This is a genomic window from Microbacterium sp. NPDC089698 (genome assembly GCF_044749045.1).
Lineage (GTDB): Bacteria > Actinomycetota > Actinomycetes > Actinomycetales > Microbacteriaceae > Microbacterium.
This window is the reverse complement of the sequence record NZ_JBIVHE010000001.1, coordinates 109,799-126,385: the sequence shown is the minus strand read 5'-3', so window position 1 is coordinate 126,385 and position 16,587 is coordinate 109,799. Positions and strand designations below refer to the sequence as shown.

The window sequence follows — 16,587 nt, the reverse complement described above, 5'->3', positions numbered from 1 at the left end:
TCCTTCTGTGTGTTCGATCTCACGCCCGTGCGGTGGCGACGGCCTCGGCCGCCGTCTCCAGCCGGGACTTCTCATCCAGCAGCCACTCGACGCCGCCCGCGATGCGGCGGACCGCGATCGCGCGCGCGGCCTCGGTGTCGGCGGCGGCGATCGCGTCGACCTCCGCCTGCCGCGCGGTGCGGCTGCGTACGCGGTTCTCGTCCTCGCGCAGCCCCAGCCAGATCAGCGACCCGATCTCCGCCTGCAGGCGGAGCTCTTCGCGCACCAGCCGCGGCGACTGGCTGAGCGCCGCGACCTCGAGCTGGAACCGGGCGACGGCGCGTCGCGCCCCGCCCGCCGTGGAGAGGTCCTCCTGCTCCTCGAGCTCGCGCAGCCCCTGCACGTCGTCCTCCCCGGCACGATCGGCCGCGAGTTCGGCGGCCATGCCCGCGATCGCCGCGTAGTGCGTGGACGCATCCCTCAGCTCGACCCGGCTGACGGCCCTGATGCGCTCATCCGTGAAGCGGCGCGCGGTGTCGGGATCGAAGGTGACGAAACTGCCGCCGTCGCGGCCGCGCCGGGTCTCGATCAGGCCGGCATCGCGCAGTGCTTCGAGAGCCTCTCGCGCGGTGACCACGGCGACGCCGAGCCGACGCCCCAGCTGCGATTCACTGGGCAGCCTCTCGCCGTCGTGCAGGACGCCGGAGGTGATCGCGTCCTGCAGCCGGCGCTCCACGATCTCGGCACGGCCGATGTCGGACAGGGGCGCGAAGACGGCCGACCGCGCGGGATCCACACCTGCCGACACCTGTGCCACGCCGCTCTCCTCTCGGGGCTGTGAGACGACGGTAACACGGTTGTTGACAAAATCCTCTGTTCCCATATGATTCCAAACATCTACTAACAGAGGATTAGTCCTCGCATCGAAGGAGATGTGATGGCAGACAAGCCCGTCGCGATCAGACTCACCGGACTCACCCGAGCATTCGGATCCGTCACCGCCGTCGACGGCGTGGATCTGGAGATCGCCGAGGGAGAGTTCTTCTCCATGCTCGGCCCCTCCGGATCCGGGAAGACCACCGTCCTGCGCCTCATCGCCGGCTTCGAGCAGCCCACGGCCGGCACGGTCGAGCTGTTCGGGGAGGACGTGACGACCAGGGCGCCGTTCGACCGGGACGTCAACACGGTGTTCCAGGACTATGCGCTGTTCCCGCACATGTCTGTGCTCGACAACGTCGCGTACGGACTGCGGGTGCGTGGCGTCCGCACGAAGGAACGCCGCGAGCGCGCGCGGAGGGCGCTCGCGAGCGTGCGTCTCGAACACGTCGCCGATCGCAAGCCCAGCCAGCTGTCCGGAGGTCAGCGCCAGCGCGTCGCGCTCGCCCGCGCCACGGTCGTCGAGCCCAAGGTGCTGCTGCTCGACGAGCCCTTGGGAGCGCTGGATCTGAAGCTGCGCGAGCAGATGCAGGTCGAGCTCAAGCAGATCCAGCGCGATCTCGGCATCACGTTCATCTTCGTCACCCACGATCAGGAGGAGGCGCTCACGCTCTCCGACCGCATCGCGGTGTTCAGCGCAGGCCGGATCGAGCAGCTGGGCACCCCGTTCGAGCTCTACGAGAAGCCCGTGTCACGGTTCGTCGCGGACTTCGTGGGCACCTCGAACCTGTTCGACGACGTCACGAGCGAGCTCGTGCTCGGCCGCGCCGGCCATCACTCGCTCCGCCCGGAGAAGCTCGTGGTCTCCCCCAGCCCTTCCGCGGAGCCCGGCTCCCGCTCGGCGGCGGGCGTCGTCGCGGAGGCCATCTACCTCGGCTCCGGGGTGCGCCTCGTCGTCGACCTCGACCAGGGCCCGCGCGTCACGGTCCTCCAGCAGAACGTCGGCGGCCACGCGCACGGCGACCACGGCGACCGCGTCTTCGTCTCCTGGCGGGAGGCGGATGCGGTCCCCCTCGGCGATGCGCCGATCGCCGCGCAGAACGACACCCCCTCCCGCACCATCCGCACGGTCGGCACCCGCTGACCGTCATCCCTCTCCCCCACGCACGCAGAAGAACGAAGGAGTATCCCATGCGAAAGAGAACCCTCACGGCCCTCGCGGCCCTCGGCCTGACCTCGGCGGTGATCGTCGCGCTCACGGGCTGCGGTACCGCAGGATCCGGCGGCGGCGGTTCCGCGGCCGGCCCGATCGACAAGCTCGGCAAGACCGAGGGCGCCGTCAAGATCCTCGCCTGGCCGGGCTACGTGGAGAACGGGTCGAACGACCCCAACGTCGACTGGGTCTCCGAATTCACGAAGGCGACCGGCTGCAAGGTCGAGGCCAAGACGTTCGGAACCTCGGATGAGGCGCTGAACCTCATGAAGACCGGCGACTACGACGTGGTCTCCGCGTCGGGCGACGCCTCGCTGCGCCTCATCGCATCGGGCGACGTGGCCGAGGTCAACACGAAGCTGCTCAAGAACTACGACGGGATCTTCCCGTTCCTCAAGGACCGGGCCTGGAACACGGTCGACGGGAAGCACTACGGCGTCCCCCACGGCTACGGCGCCAACCTGCTGATGTACAACACCGAGGCCTTCCCGACCGCGCCCACCTCGTGGGACGTCGTGTTCGACAAGGCGTCGGCGCACCAGGGCAAGATCACCGCCTACGACTCGCCCATCTACATCGCCGACGCGGCGGTCTACCTCATGGCCCACAAGCCCGAGCTCAAGATCACCAACCCGTATGCGCTGGACCAGAAGCAGTTCGACGCCGCCGTCTCCCTGCTCAAGGAGCAGCGTCCGAATATCAGCGAGTACTGGGGCGACTACCTCAAGGAGGTGCAGTCGTTCCAGTCCGGCGACAGCGTGGCCGGCACCACCTGGCAGGTGATCCAGAACACGCTCGAGGGCGAAGGCGCCAAGACCGCAGTCGTGCTGCCGAGCGAGGGAGCCACCGGCTGGAGCGACACCTGGATGATCTCCTCGAAGGCGAAGAACCCGAACTGCGCCTACGCGTGGCTGGACTACATCTCCAGTCCGAAGGCGAACGCCCAGGCCACCGCGTTCTTCGGCGAGGCGCCCTCGAGCGAGAAGGCGTGCGACTACCGCGACGACTGCGCCTCCTACCACGCGGGGGACGCCGACTACGCGAAGAAGATCTGGTACTGGACCACCCCGATCGCGAAGTGCTTGGACGGCCGCACCGATGTGACCTGCATCGACTACGCGGGCTGGACCACGGCCTGGCAGCAGATCCGGAACTGATCGGATCCGGCCGCCCGGGGCCTCGTGCTCCGGGCGGCCGGGACCGGGATTCGAAAGGCCCGTCATGACCACCATCGCACCGGCGAAGACGCCGCCGCGCACCTCGATCCCCTCCCCGCGTCGCTCTGCGGCGCGACGCGGATCCGTCTATCTCTCCGCGCACCCGCGCGCCCGTCTCGCCCTGCTGCTGTCGGCCCCGCTGTTCTGGCTCGGGGCGGTCTACGTCGTCGCGCTGGCCCTGCTGCTCGTGACGGCGTTCTGGACCACCGACACCTATACGGGCCAGATCCGCACCGAGTTCACCCTCGACAACGTGGTGGCCGTCGTGACGGACGCGTTCTACCAGGGCATCACGGTGCGCACGGTCGGGATCGCCCTCGCCGTGACCCTCATCGACGTCGCCCTCGCGCTGCCGATCGCCTACTTCATGGCGATGGTGGCCTCCCCCGCGCTGCAGCGCGCGCTCGTCGTGCTCGTGCTGACCCCGCTCTGGGCGTCGTACCTCGTCAAGGCCTTCGCCTGGCGCTCCGTCCTCTCCAGCGACGGGATCCTGGACTGGCTGCTGCGCCCCTTCGGCGGGAGCACACCCGGTTACGGCATCACGGCGACGATCATCACGCTGTCGTACCTGTGGCTGCCCTACGTCATCCTGCCCATCTACGCCGGACTGGAGCGCGTGCCGAGCTCGCTGCTCGAGGCCTCCGGCGACCTGGGCGGGCGCAGCTGGGCGACGCTGCGGCTGGTGGTGTGGCCGATGGCCCTTCCCGCGATCATCGCGGGCACGATCTTCAGCTTCTCGCTGTCGCTCGGCGACTACATCACGATCGGCATCGTCGGCGGAGGTGCGCAGATGCTCGGCACGCTCGTGTATCAGGACATCGGCGCGGCGAACAACCTCCCGCTCGCGAGCGCGATCGCCCTCATCCCCATCGTCATCATCTTCGGCTACCTGTTCCTCGTGCGTCGCACCGGCGCCCTGGACAACCTGTAGGAGTCACCGTGCGCATCTCCCTCGGAACCAGGATCACCCTCGGCGTCCTCACGACCGCGATCCTCGCGGTCGTGTACGTGCCGCTCCTGGTCGTGCTCGTCAACTCGTTCTCCACGTCCTCCTCGCTCACCTGGCCGCCGCCCGGCTTCACACTGGAGTGGTGGGGCCGGGCGTTCCGCAGCGACGGGGCTCTCGAGGCCGTCGGCACCAGCGCCCTGGTCGCGCTGATCTCATCGGCCCTCGCGCTCATCCTCGGCACCATGCTCTCCTTCGCGCTGCAGCGGTTCTCGTTCTTCGGCCGCAACACCGTGAACCTGCTCGTGATCCTCCCGATCGCACTTCCCGGCATCATCACCGGCATCGCGCTGAACAACCTGTTCCGCACGATCCTCGGGGTGCCGCTGTCGATCTGGACGGTGATCATCGCGCACACCACGTTCTGCATCGTCACGGTCTTCAACAACGCGGTCGCCCGACTGCGGCGCATGGGGACGTCGCTGGAGGAGGCCTCGGCCGACCTCGGAGCCGGCATCTGGACGACGTTCCGCCTCGTCACCTTCCCTCAGCTGCGCTCGGCCCTCCTCACCGGCGGACTGCTCGCCTTCGCGCTGTCCTTCGACGAGATCGTGGTGACCACCTTCACAGCCGGATCCGGGGTGCGGACACTCCCGATGTTCATCATCGACAACGTCGCGCGCCCCAACCAGGCGCCGATCGTCTCGGTGATCGCCGTGGTCCTGGTCGTGGTCTCGATCGTGCCGATCGCGCTGGCGCAGAAGCTCTCCGGCAGCGAACAGCAGCGCCGGTGAGGTGGTCCGGGCGGCGCGGAGGGGTGGCGCCGCCCGGAACATGAACCGCCACTGGCGGCATAGGCTGAGCAGGTGACGACGTTCGTTCCTCCGCGCCCCTGGACCGCCAGCTACGCCGAGGGGGTGCCGGAGGATCTCGCGGAGGTCACCGGGTCCCTCGTCGACATCGTCGAGGCGTCGGCACGCGACTACCCGGATGCCCCCGCGCTGCAGTTCTTCGGGCGGACCACGTCCTACCGCGATCTGCAGGCCGCGATCGACCGTGCGGCGGCAGGACTGAAAGCGCTCGGCGTGAAGGCCGGGGATCCGGTGGCGATCGTGCTGCCGAACTGCCCGCAGCACATCGTCGCGTTCTACGCCGTGCTGCGCCTGGGCGCCGTGGCCGTGGAGCACAACCCGCTGTACACGCCGCGCGAGCTGCGCAAGCAGTTCGAGGATCACGGCGCGAAGCACGCGATCGTCTGGAACAAGGTCGTCGCATCCGTGCAGGAGTTCCCCGCGGATCTCGCCGTGACGAACCTCGTCTCGGTCGACGTCACGCGCGCGATGCCCGCGCTCACGCGCTTCGCGCTGCGCCTGCCGGTCGCGAAGGCGCGCGAGTCCAGGGAGGCGCTCACCACCCGGGTGCGCGGCACCGTGACCTGGGAGTCCGTCGTGGGGTACTCCCCGCTCCCCTCCTCGCACCCGCGCCCCTCGACCGACGACCTGGCGATCATCCAGTACACGTCCGGCACCACGGGCACCCCGAAGGGCGCCTCCCTGACGCACCGCAACCTGCTCGCCAACGCCGCGCAGGCCCAGGCCTGGGTCCCGTCGATCACGCGCGGGAACGGCTGCGTCGTCTACGCCGTGCTGCCGATGTTCCACGCCTACGGACTCACGCTGTGCCTCACGTTCGCGATGTCGATGGGGGCGCGCCTCGTGCTGTTCCCGAAGTTCGATCCCGATCTCGTTCTCGACGTCGTGAAGAAGTACCCCGCGACGTTCCTCCCGCTCGTGCCGCCGATCGCGGACAGGCTGCTCAAGGCCGCGACCGCGAAGGGCGTGTCGCTCGCCGGCATCGAGGTCGCGATCTCGGGCGCGATGGCGCTGCCGCACGAGCTCGTCGTCCCGTTCGAGGAGGCGACGGGCGGCTATCTCGTCGAGGGGTACGGCCTCAGCGAATGCTCGCCCGTGCTCATGGCCAACCCCGTCGCGGACAACCGCGTGCCGGGCACCGTGGGCCTGCCCCTGCCCGGCACCGAGTGCCGCGTGGTGGATCCGGATGAGCCGACGAAGGACGTCGAACCGGGGCAGCCCGGCGAGCTCGTCGTCCGCGGGCCGCAGGTGTTCTCCGGCTACTACGGCAAGCCGGAGGAGACCGAGGCCGTGTTCGCCGACGGATGGTTCCGCACCGGCGACATCGTCACGATCGACGAGGGCGGATTCGTCCGGATCGTCGACCGGATCAAGGAGCTCATCATCACCGGCGGCTTCAACGTGGCCCCCACCGAGGTCGAGGGCGCGCTGCGCCAGCACCCGGACGTGATCGACGCGGCGGTCGTGGGGCTTCCCAGCGAGCACTCCGGCGAGGAGGTCGTGGCCGCGATCGTCGTGGATCCGGGGACGAACGTCGACGTCGAGGCGATCCGCGAGTTCGCCCGCGGGATCCTCACGCCCTACAAGGTCCCGCGCCGCATCTTCGTCGTCGACGAGCTGCCGACTTCGCTCATCGGCAAGGTGCTGCGCCGTCAGGTCAAGGAGCGCCTCGTCGCCCTGACGTCGGGAAGCTGACCCGTCCCCCTGATTCAGAGCGCGCAATCGGCTCGATTCCGGTCTCGGATGGAGCCGTTCGCGCGCGGTGGACGGGGAGCTCCCAGGCCCGGGACGGTACTCTGAGTTGTGACCCGAGACGACGCGACGCCGACCGAGACCCCTATCGACCCCGCTGCGGAGGGCGACGGAGCGACCGGAACGGAAGCGCCGGCCGGTCCCGGCTTCGAGGAGCTCGGCATCAGCGGGCCCGTCCTCGCCGCGATCAAGGCGCTCGGCTACGAGACCCCCTCCGCGATCCAGCGCGAGACCATCCCCCTGCTCCTCGGCGGGCGCGACGTGCTCGGCACCGCGCAGACCGGCACCGGGAAGACCGCCGCGTTCGCCCTCCCGATCCTGGAGAACCTGGATCTGCAGCAGCAGAAGCCGCAGGCGCTCGTGCTGGCCCCGACCCGCGAGCTCGCGCTGCAGGTCGCCGAGGCGTTCGAGGCCTACGCCGCGCAGATGCCGGGCGTGCACCTGCTGCCGGTCTACGGCGGCCAGGGCTACGGCGTGCAGCTGTCCGCGCTCCGCCGCGGCGTGCACATCGTCGTCGGCACCCCCGGCCGCATCATGGACCACCTCGCCAAGGGCACCCTCGATCTGTCCGAGCTGAAGAACCTCGTGCTGGACGAGGCCGACGAGATGCTCAAGATGGGCTTCGCGGAGGACGTCGAGCAGATCCTCGCGCAGACGCCGGAGGACAAGCAGGTCGCACTGTTCTCAGCGACCATGCCCGCCACGATCCGCCGGCTCGCACAGCAGTACCTGCACGACCCCGAGGAGATCTCGGTCAAGGGCAAGACCACGACCAACGCGAACATCACCCAGCGCTACCTCGTGGTGTCCTACGCGCAGAAGGTGGATGCGCTCACCCGGATCCTCGAGGTGGAGAACTTCGAGGGCATGATCGTCTTCGTCCGCACCAAGAACGAGACCGAGACGCTCGCCGAGAAGCTGCGCGCCCGCGGATACTCCGCCGCCGCGATCAACGGCGACATCCCGCAGCCGATGCGCGAGCGCACGGTCGGCCAGCTCAAGGACGGCAAGCTCGACATCCTCGTCGCGACCGACGTCGCCGCGCGCGGCCTCGACGTCGAGCGGATCAGCCACGTCGTCAACTTCGACATCCCCACCGACACCGAGTCCTACGTGCACCGCATCGGGCGCACCGGGCGCGCCGGCCGCTCCGGCGACGCGATCAGCTTCATCACCCCGCGCGAGCGCTACCTGCTCAAGCACATCGAGCGCGCCACGCGCCAGCAGCCCGCCCAGATGCAGCTGCCGACGACCGAGGACGTGAACAGCACCCGCCTGGCGCGCTTCGACGACGCGATCACTGCCGCGCTCGAGGAGACCCGCCGGATCGAGGGCTTCCGCGACATCATCGCCCACTACGTGCGCAACCACGACGTGCCGGAGGCCGATGTGGCCGCAGCACTCGCGGTGGTCGCCCAGGGCGACACCCCGCTGCTGCTGGATCCCGCGAACGACGCTCTGTCGGCCGCGATCGCCGCCGACAACCGTCCGCCGCGCGAGCGCACCGAGCGCTCGGGCGGGCGCGACGGCGGTCGAGACGACCGCGGAGCCCGTCCGGAGCGCCGCAGCCGCGGCGACTACACGCCCTACCGGATCGAGGTCGGCCGCCGCCACCGCGTCGAGCCGCGACAGATCGTCGGCGCGCTCGCGAACGAGGGCGGCCTCGGCCGCGACGACTTCGGCGCGATCACGATCCGTCCGGACTTCTCGATCGTCGAGCTCCCCGCCAACCTGGACTCCTCGGTGCTGGACCGCCTGCGCGACACCCGCATCTCGGGCCGTCTCATCGAGATCCAGCGCGACTCCGGCCGCCCGAACCGCGGTCCGCGACGCGACGACCGGGGTCGTGACGACCGCGGCTACGGCGACCGTCCGCGCCGCTCATACGACGGCGGATCCGGAGACCGCGGCTACGGCGACCGTTCGCGTCGCGACGACGCCCCGCGCGACGACCGCCGCACCGACGACCGTCCGCCGCGCAAGCCGCGCCACAAGGACTGAGTCCGCCCGTACGCCCGGCCCTTGCGCCGGGCGTACGGCTTTCCCCCGAGCGCACGGGAAGCCGACACGCGCGTTGCCGAGTGCGCAGTTAGCTGCCGAGTGCACGGGAACGCGGCGCGGAGAAGCCGTGCTCTCGCGTTGTTCCCGTGCGCTCGACGGGATCCGGACACGAACGTTGCCGAGTGCACGGCTTGCTGCCGAGCGAACCGGAACTCCGCGTGCCGCCTGAGTGAGTGCACGGCCTGTTGCCGAGTGCACTCGAAGTCGACGCGCAGCCCCCGTGCACTCGGCAGCTTCCCGTGCGCTCGACGCGACCCGCGCACCCGGCGGACCAGTCGTCAGGCCGCGATGACCGGCTTCGTGCGGACGGGGCCGAGCCAGGTCGCGATCAGGACCGCAGTGACGGATCCGGCCGCCATGATCGCGGCGAGGACGACGATCTGGAAGCGCCCGGCGTCGAGCGGCGACAGGCCGCCGAAGATCGCCCCGACGAATGCTCCCGGGAGCACCACGAGCCCGGTCGTCTTGGTCTGATCGATCGACGGGATCAGGGCCTCGCGCACCGCCCTGCGTGCGAGGTCGAGCGTGGAGCGGCGCGGGGTCGCGCCGAGGGCGAGCCAGCCCTCGACCTCCTCCCACCGATCGACCACCGATGCGGTGAACCGTCGCCCGGCCAGTGTGGCGATGCTCATGGAGTTGCCGATGAGGATCGCACCGATCGCGAGGAGATAGCGCGGCGTCGGCTGCAGGGCGCCGGTCGCGAACACCGTGCCGATCGACACGACCGCGCCCGCGCCGATCGACGTCGCCATCACGAGGACCATGTGGGCGCCACCGCCCGTCCGACGCACGGCCACGCCCGTGGCGATGCCGAACATGACGAGCAGCGCGACCCCGATCCATGCGGGCTGCGCGACGATCCCGGTCAGGATCAGGCTGATCACCGCGAGCTGCACGGCGCCGCGCAGGACGGCGAGCGCCGGAGTCCACCGTCCCGGCACCCGGAACGCGATCAGGGCGGCCGTCGCGATCGCGGCGAGGACGAGCACGCCGATCACCGTCGGCAGCAGATCGATCTCCGCCGTCATCGCCCGCTCCTCCCGACCGTCGCGCGCTCAGGAGTCGAGCGCGTCGGGCCCCTGGGTCACGAGCACGTGGAACTGCGCGGCGTCGAGGATCCGCAGGCCCAGCTCCTCCGCCTTGGCGAGCTTGGATCCGGCGCCGGGCCCCGCGGCCACGAAGTCGGTCTTCTTCGAGACGCTCGACGCGGCCTTGCCTCCAGCCTTGATGATCGCCTCCTGCGCCCCCTCGCGGGTGTAGCCGTCGAGGGATCCCGTCGCGACGACGGTGAGCCCGTCGAGGACTCCGCCCTCCGCGGCCGCCGCTCCCGGACCGGGGTGCCCTGGCGTCGCCCACTGCACGCCGGCGTCGGCCCAGCGCTGCACGATGTCCTGATGCCAGTCGACCGTGAACCAGTCCAGGAGCGAGTCGGCGATGATCCCGCCGACTCCCTCGACCGCGGCGAGCTCCTCGCGGGACGCGGCACGGATCGCATCCAGGGATCCGAACCACTGCGCCAGTGCGCGCGCGGCGACCGGCCCCACGTGGCGGATGTTGAGCGCGACCAGCAGGCGCCACAGGTCCTTGGTCTTCGCCTTCTCCAACTCGGCGAGCAGCTTGACGGCCTGGGAGGACGGCTGGGACGCGTTGACGCCCTCCTTCTTCTCCGCCGCGGTCGGGTTGCGGCGGAACGGGGCGCGGGTCTTCACGATCCCGTCCTCGTCCTCCTTCGGCAGCCCCGTCTCCGCGTCGCGCACGACGACCTCGATGGGCACGAGCTGCTCGAGCGTGAGGGTGAACAGCCCCGCCTCGGTCTCGAGCGGCGGCACGGCAGGGTGACTCGGCTGCGTGAGCGCAGCCGCGGTGACCTCGCCGAGCGCCTCGACATCGAGGGCGCCGCGGGATCCGATGTGCTCGATCCTGCCCCGCACCTGCGCCGGGCAGGATCGCGTGTTCGGGCACCGCAGGTCGATGTCGCCCTCCTTCGCGGGAGCCAGGATCGAGCCGCACTCGGGGCAGCGCTCCGGCATCACGAACTCGCGCTCCGAACCGTCGCGCCGCTCGACCACCGGCCCGAGGACCTCGGGGATCACGTCGCCCGCCTTGCGCAGCACGACCGTGTCGCCGATGAGCACGCCCTTCGCCTTGACCACGTCCTTGTTGTGCAGGGTGGCCTGGCGCACGACGCTCCCGGCGACGTGGGCCGGGGCCATGACGGCGAACGGCGTGGCGCGCCCGGTGCGGCCGACGGAGACGACGATGTCGAGAAGGGTCGTCTGCACCTCCTCGGGCGGGTACTTGTAGGCGATCGCCCAGCGCGGCGCGCGGCTCGTGGCGCCGAGCTCGGCGTGCAGGTCGAGCTCGTCGACCTTCACGACGATGCCGTCCAGCTCGTGCTCGATGTCGTGCCGGTGCTCGCCGAAGTACGCGACGAAGTCTGCGACCTCGTCGATCGTGGCGCAGACCTTCGTATGCGGGCTCGTGGGCAGACCCCACTCGGCCAGCTGCTCGTAGACCTCGCTCTGGGCGGAGACGGGGGGATCCGGCCACGCGCCGATGCCGTGCACGTAGAGGGCGAGGGAGTCGACGCGGAGCAGCCCCGCCTCGAGCTCCATGCCGTCCTTCTTGTCCAGCTGCTGACGCAGGCCTCCGCTCGCGGCGTTGCGCGGGTTCGCGAAGGACGGGAAGCGCCGGGCCGCGGCCGTGCGGGCTTTCTCCTCGTCGAAGGGCTTCTTGGCGCCGCCGCGGGCCTGGAAGCGCTCCAGCGCCTCCGCGTAGGCGCGGTCGCGGAACGCGGCCTGCGCGGCGTTCAGGCGCTCGAACGCGGCGACCGGGATGAAGACCTCTCCGCGCACCTCGACGATCGCCGGGTGACCGGATCCGCTGAGCCGCTCGGGGATGCCGGCGACGCGCAGCGCGTTCTCGGTCACGATCTCGCCGACCCGGCCGTCGCCGCGCGTGGCGGCGGAGGTGAGCACGCCGTGCTCGTATCGCAGGTTGATCGCGAGACCGTCGATCTTGAGCTCGGTGAGCCAGGCGACGTCGCGACCTGCCGCGGCGCGGGTCTTGGCCGCCCACTCGCGCAGCTCGTCGAGCGAGAACACGTTGTCGAGGCTGAGCATGCGCTCGGCATGCTCGATGGTCTGCAGGCCCGTCGCCTCGGCCGCGCCCACCATCTGGGTCGGCGAGTCCTGCCCCTGCAACTCGGGGTGCACGCGCTCGAGCTCCTCGAGGCGGTGCATCCAGCCGTCGTAGGTGGCGTCGTCGACGAGCGAGGTGTCGCGCCCGTAATACGCGTCCTTCGCCTCCAGAATGCGGGTCGTCAGCTCCTCGGCCTCGACACGAGCGGCTTCCAGCGAGATGTTCTCCGGCACCCCTGAAGTCTACGAGCGGCTGCCGACATCCGCGGGGCGGCACCCGGGTGGGGCTCACACCGCGCTGAGCGCCGTCGCCACCGATGCCCGCAGCCGTGACAGCACGGGGATCAGCACGGCCGCCCCGGTGAGCAGCGCGCCCGCGACGAGAAGGAACCCGGCGGATCCGAGGTCGAAGTGCGGCGTGACGGCGGGATAGAACGGACGGAGCATCGCCGTCGTGAGCAGGCCGGTCGCGACGATCACGGCGACGGACAGCAGCGCGGCGGTGCAGACGTGGATGAGCGCCTGCAGCACCGCGGCGCGGACGATCACGCTCGCGGTCGCCCCGCTCGCCGACAGCAGCGCCTGCTCGCGCGCCTGGGTGCGGTTGCTCATGAACACGACGACGGCCGCGCCCACCCCTGCGAGCAGCAGCGGTCCGCCGAGCAGGACCACCACCTGGCCCAGCTTGAGCCCTTCGAAGGGCTCGCCGGCGGACCGCGCCGCCGCACCCCAGGTCGTCGTGACCGTGTAGAGGCCGCCGAGCATCGCCGTCCCCGTGAGGAGCGGGGTGATCGAGGCCGTGCTGCGCCCGAGGTGGTAGCGCGCCTGATGCCGGGCGAGGAACCACGCCGACGATGCCGCCGCCGGAACGAGCGCCGTCCAGGCCCGGAGGAGAGGCGCGTACAGGACCGGACCTCCCGCCACGATCACGACCGTGAGGAGCGGCGCGATGAGCGGTGTCTGCGAGATCAGGGTGCTGCGATCCTCCGGAGTCGCCGTGACCGCCGAGGAGATCCAGGCCTGCACCACGGCGACCATGCCTGCGACCATGACGGCGAACAGCGCCCACCGCCACCACCGCATCGCCGCACCGCGGGGCTCCGACTCGCGCAGCGCCTCGAGCGCGGGGGTGCGGGCGGCCCGGCGCGCAGCGGGCAGTCCGCCGAGCAGTGCCACGAGCAGCACGCCCACGGCCACCAGGACCGCCGTCAGCGGGCCGACGACCGCGATCGTCGTGTCGTAGCCTCCGGAGGCCCCCTGGAAGGCGAGCCGCAGGACGAAGGAGGCGAGCAGTGCGGTCGCCCCGAGTCCGATGGCCGCCCCGGTCAGGCTCAGGACCACCACCTGCCCGAGCACGACCACCGCGGTCTGCCGCGGGCTGACGCCGCTGAGCTGCCATCGTGCATAGCCCGATCTGCCGAGGTCGACCGCGAGACGGGTCACGGCGCTCGTGACCGCGATCGCACTCACGCCGCTGAAGACCAGGATCATCGACGACACGCCTCCGATCCCGGTTCCCCGCCTCCCGCCCACGTGGATGCCGGTCTCGAGGAAGGATCCGCCGATCCCGATCGCAAGGCCCGCCACGGCAGCGATGAGCACGAGGCCCGCCCAGGAGCGCCAGTCGGCCCTGAGCTCGCCGAGCAGCAGGCGGATCATGCGCCGGCCTCGGCCGTGCGGAGCACCCTGCCCCCCGCGGCGGGCTCCGCCTCCGACGACCCCTCGCCCGAGGCGTGCTGCGCCGTGAGGATCTGCGCGGCGCTCGGTCGCCGCAGCTCGGCCACGACCAGCCCGTCCCGGAGCACGATCGTGCGATCGGCACGCGCTGCGGCGTCCAGGTCGTGCGTCACGAGCACCACCGACCGCTCCCCCTCCGCATATCCGCGCAGCAGATCGAGCACGGCCCCGCCGGCCACGGAGTCCAGCGCTCCCGTCGGCTCGTCGGCGAACAGCATCGCGGGTTGCGCGGCGATCACCCGCGCGACCGCCACGCGCTGCTGCTGCCCCCCGGAGAGCTGCCCTGGACGCCTGGCTCCGTGCTCCGCCAGCCCGACCGCGGCGAGCGCACCATCGACGTCCGGGGCCGCGCGACGGGCCAGCCGGGCGGGCAGCGCGACGTTCTCCCTGACGGAGAGCGACGGGATCAGGTTGTACGACTGGAAGACGAAGCCGATCCGATCGCGCCGCAGGACGGCCAGCCTCGATGCGGACGCCTCCGCCAGCTCCTCCCCGAGCACTCTGATCGTCCCCCGGTCGGCGCGCTCGAGCCCCGCGAGGCAGTACAGCAGCGTCGACTTGCCGGATCCGCTCGGGCCGACGATGCTCACCATCTCCCCCGCCCCCACCGACAGGTCGATGCCGCGCAGCACTGGCACCGGCTCGCGGCCCGCCCTGTAGTGCTTCTTGAGGCCCTCGGCCACCAGGATCTCTTCCATGCGCCCAGTCCAGCCGGTTCCGGTCGTGCGCGCAGGAGGCCGCGAGCGACGTGGCCGGTAGCGCCAGGTCTACTCTTCGCCGCTGCCGGGGGTTGCGGATCCGCCTCCTCCCTAGACTGACCGCATGAGCACGCGCCCCTCTTCTCCGCGTCGTGCGCGCACGGTGACGCAGGTCCTGCAGCGGGCTCCCTGGGTCGTCCTGGCCTCGTGGTGGCCGTGGCGTGCGCTCGGCTATCTCCTGATCTCGGCGCTGCTCGGCCCTCTGCTGCTGGTGCTCCTCCCTCTCACTCTTCTGCTGCTGCCGATCTGGGGCATCGCGATCGGCGTTCTCGAACGTCGACGGCAGAGGCTCCTCGGATTCGCGACGATTCCCACCGGGCACATCAGGGTCGCCCGCGAGGACCGGCACAACTGGCTGAACATCCGGCTCACCGAACCCGCGACCTGGCGCGAGGTGCTCGTGCTGCTGCTGGACCTGATCGCGGGGCTCCTCTCGCTCGGGCTGCTGTTCTTCGAGGCGATGGCCCTGATCGTGGTCGTCGGCGTGCCGATCCACGCGTTCACCCGCGGCGCCCCCGAGATCCTGCTCTTCGGGGATGCCAGGATCCGGCTCGACGCCGGCACGTGGTGGCTCCCTCCCGTAGCCCTCGCGGTCGTGCTGATCGTCGCGGGGTACCTCAACCTCGGCCTGGCCACCGCGCAGAGCCTCACGATCTCCTGGCTGCTCTCCCCGCGCGGAGCCGAGATCGCACAGCGGATGGAACGGCTCACCCGCTCCCGCGCGGCGATCGTGACCGCGCACGAGGAAGAGCGCCGGCGCATCGAACGAGACCTGCACGACGGCGTGCAGCAGGAGCTCGTCGTGCTCGCGACCCGCCTCGGTGCGCTCGAGCTCGACCTGGCGCTCCTCGGCGACGAGGCAGGTCCCGCCCGCCGCTCGCTGGTCGCCGCTCAGGACCAGGCCGACCGCGCCTCCGCGGCGCTGCGGGAGTCCGTCCGCGGGATCCATCCCGCGGTGCTCGCCGACCGCGGCCTCGGCGCCGCTCTCGAGGAGCTCGCGGGGCGATCGCCGCTCCGGGTGGCGCTGCGGTGCGACGAGCTCGGCCACGCCGACCCCGCCGTCGAGGCCGCGGCCTACTTCGTGGTGCGCGAAGCACTCACGAACGCGGTCAAGCACACGGACGCCACGCGCGTCGAGGTGATCGCACGCACGGACGGCACGTCACTCGAAGTGCTCGTGCGGGATGACGGGCGCGGCGGCGCCGACCCGTCCGCGGGCACGGGGCTCACCGGCCTCATCGCGCGCGCGGCCGCACTCGACGGCGCTCTCGAGATCGACTCCCCCGCGGGCGGTCCCACCACGATCGCCCTGACCGCGCCGCGCGGGCTCGAGGAGGTCGCGCATGCGCATCCTGCTCGCTGAGGACTCGGCGCTGCTCCGCGAGGCGTTCACGGCCCTGCTCGTGCGACTCGGACACGAGATCGTCGGCACCGCCGCGGATGCGGATGAGCTCCGGGCGCTCTTCGCCGCCGCCACGCCCGCGCCCGACCTGGTGATGACGGACGTGCGCATGCCGCCGGACGGGACGGATGACGGACTGCGGGCGGCGCTCGCGATACGGCGCGCGCGTCCGGCGCAGCCCGTCCTGGTGCTCTCGCAGTACGTCGCCGACCACTACGCCCGCGAGCTGCTGACGCTGCCCGAGGGCGGGATCGGCTATCTGCTGAAGGACCGGGTCAACCGGATCTCCGACTTCGAACGCGCACTGGGCGCGATCGCGGGCGGCGGGACCGTGATCGACCCGGAGGTCGCGCGCCACCTGCTGCGCAGCGGCGGGCCCGACGTGCTGGACGCCCTCACTCCCCGCGAGCGGGAGGTGCTCGGGCTCATGGCCGAGGGCGCGTCGAACGGCGACATCTCCCGCGCGCTGCACCTCAGCGATGCCGCCGTGCGCAAGCACGTCGGCAACATCTTCACGGGCCTGGGGCTGTCTCCTGCCCAGGAGAACCGCCGCGTCAGGGCGATCCTGCTCTTCCTGCAGAGGTGAGCCGCCGCGGTCCCGATGGACGTCGAACCTCCGGATCAGCCCGCCGCC

At 71.1% G+C, this 16,587-nt stretch carries 13 protein-coding genes; 8 read left to right on the top strand and 5 right to left on the bottom strand.

Translation table 11 applies throughout. The features are described from left to right. Positions 1-19: 19 nt before the first annotated feature. Positions 20-796 (bottom strand): GntR family transcriptional regulator, encoded by a 777-nt coding sequence (locus tag ACIPY5_RS00555; RefSeq protein WP_309337658.1) that lies wholly within the window; start codon positions 794-796, stop codon positions 20-22. Between the two features lie 120 nt (positions 797-916). Here ACIPY5_RS00555 and ACIPY5_RS00550 point away from each other — a divergent pair, with 120 nt between their 5' ends. The 6 genes from ACIPY5_RS00550 (at position 917) to ACIPY5_RS00525 (ending at position 8,856) form a co-directional block, all read left to right on the top strand. After that, entirely contained in the window at positions 917-1,999 is a 1,083-nt protein-coding gene (locus tag ACIPY5_RS00550; RefSeq protein ID WP_400965443.1) for an ABC transporter ATP-binding protein, read from the top strand. Between the two features lie 47 nt (positions 2,000-2,046). After that, a complete protein-coding gene (locus ACIPY5_RS00545; RefSeq protein ID WP_309337664.1) occupies positions 2,047-3,225 on the top strand; it encodes an ABC transporter substrate-binding protein in 1,179 nt (392 codons plus the stop codon). A 64-nt stretch (positions 3,226-3,289) separates the two neighbouring features. Further along, entirely contained in the window at positions 3,290-4,216 is a 927-nt protein-coding gene (locus tag ACIPY5_RS00540; RefSeq protein WP_400965440.1) for an ABC transporter permease, read from the top strand. A gap of 8 nt (positions 4,217-4,224) precedes the next feature. Continuing rightward, a complete protein-coding gene (locus ACIPY5_RS00535; RefSeq protein WP_400965438.1) occupies positions 4,225-5,025 on the top strand; it encodes an ABC transporter permease in 801 nt (266 codons plus the stop codon). Between the two features lie 72 nt (positions 5,026-5,097). Continuing rightward, positions 5,098-6,798, top strand: a complete 1,701-nt coding sequence (locus ACIPY5_RS00530) for a long-chain-fatty-acid--CoA ligase (RefSeq protein WP_400965436.1) — start codon at positions 5,098-5,100, stop codon at positions 6,796-6,798. 144 nt (positions 6,799-6,942) lie between these two features. Then, the gene (locus ACIPY5_RS00525) at positions 6,943-8,856 is read left to right on the top strand and encodes a DEAD/DEAH box helicase (RefSeq protein WP_400968423.1); all 1,914 of its coding nucleotides are present in this window, start codon (positions 6,943-6,945) and stop codon (positions 8,854-8,856) included. A 338-nt stretch (positions 8,857-9,194) separates the two neighbouring features. Here the strand turns inward: ACIPY5_RS00525 and ACIPY5_RS00520 are convergent, their stop codons facing one another. From ACIPY5_RS00520 to ACIPY5_RS00505, 4 genes are read right to left on the bottom strand one after another with little or no spacing between them, the layout of a single operon-like run. Beyond that, complete coding sequence (locus ACIPY5_RS00520) at positions 9,195-9,944, bottom strand: ABC transporter permease (protein ID WP_309341182.1); 750 nt, start codon at positions 9,942-9,944, stop codon at positions 9,195-9,197. Between the two features lie 27 nt (positions 9,945-9,971). Continuing rightward, on the bottom strand, positions 9,972-12,290 hold the full coding sequence (ligA, locus tag ACIPY5_RS00515; protein ID WP_400965433.1) for an NAD-dependent DNA ligase LigA: 2,319 nt from the start codon (positions 12,288-12,290) through the stop codon (positions 9,972-9,974). Positions 12,291-12,344: 54 nt separating this feature from the next. Beyond that, entirely contained in the window at positions 12,345-13,715 is a 1,371-nt protein-coding gene (locus ACIPY5_RS00510) for an FtsX-like permease family protein (RefSeq protein ID WP_400965431.1), read from the bottom strand. After that, a complete protein-coding gene (locus ACIPY5_RS00505; protein ID WP_400965429.1) occupies positions 13,712-14,491 on the bottom strand; it encodes an ABC transporter ATP-binding protein in 780 nt (259 codons plus the stop codon). Before ACIPY5_RS00505 ends, ACIPY5_RS00510 begins: the two co-directional genes overlap by 4 nt. Positions 14,492-14,615: 124 nt before the next feature. Here ACIPY5_RS00505 and ACIPY5_RS00500 point away from each other — a divergent pair, with 124 nt between their 5' ends. Together ACIPY5_RS00500 and ACIPY5_RS00495 are read left to right on the top strand one after the other, a co-directional pair. Beyond that, positions 14,616-15,914, top strand: coding sequence for a sensor histidine kinase (locus tag ACIPY5_RS00500; RefSeq protein WP_400965426.1), 1,299 nt, complete (start codon positions 14,616-14,618; stop codon positions 15,912-15,914). Continuing rightward, positions 15,895-16,539: a response regulator transcription factor gene (locus ACIPY5_RS00495; RefSeq protein WP_400965424.1), complete on the top strand. Its 645-nt coding sequence runs from the start codon at positions 15,895-15,897 to the stop codon at positions 16,537-16,539. Before ACIPY5_RS00500 ends, ACIPY5_RS00495 begins: the two co-directional genes overlap by 20 nt. Positions 16,540-16,587 lie beyond the last annotated feature (48 nt).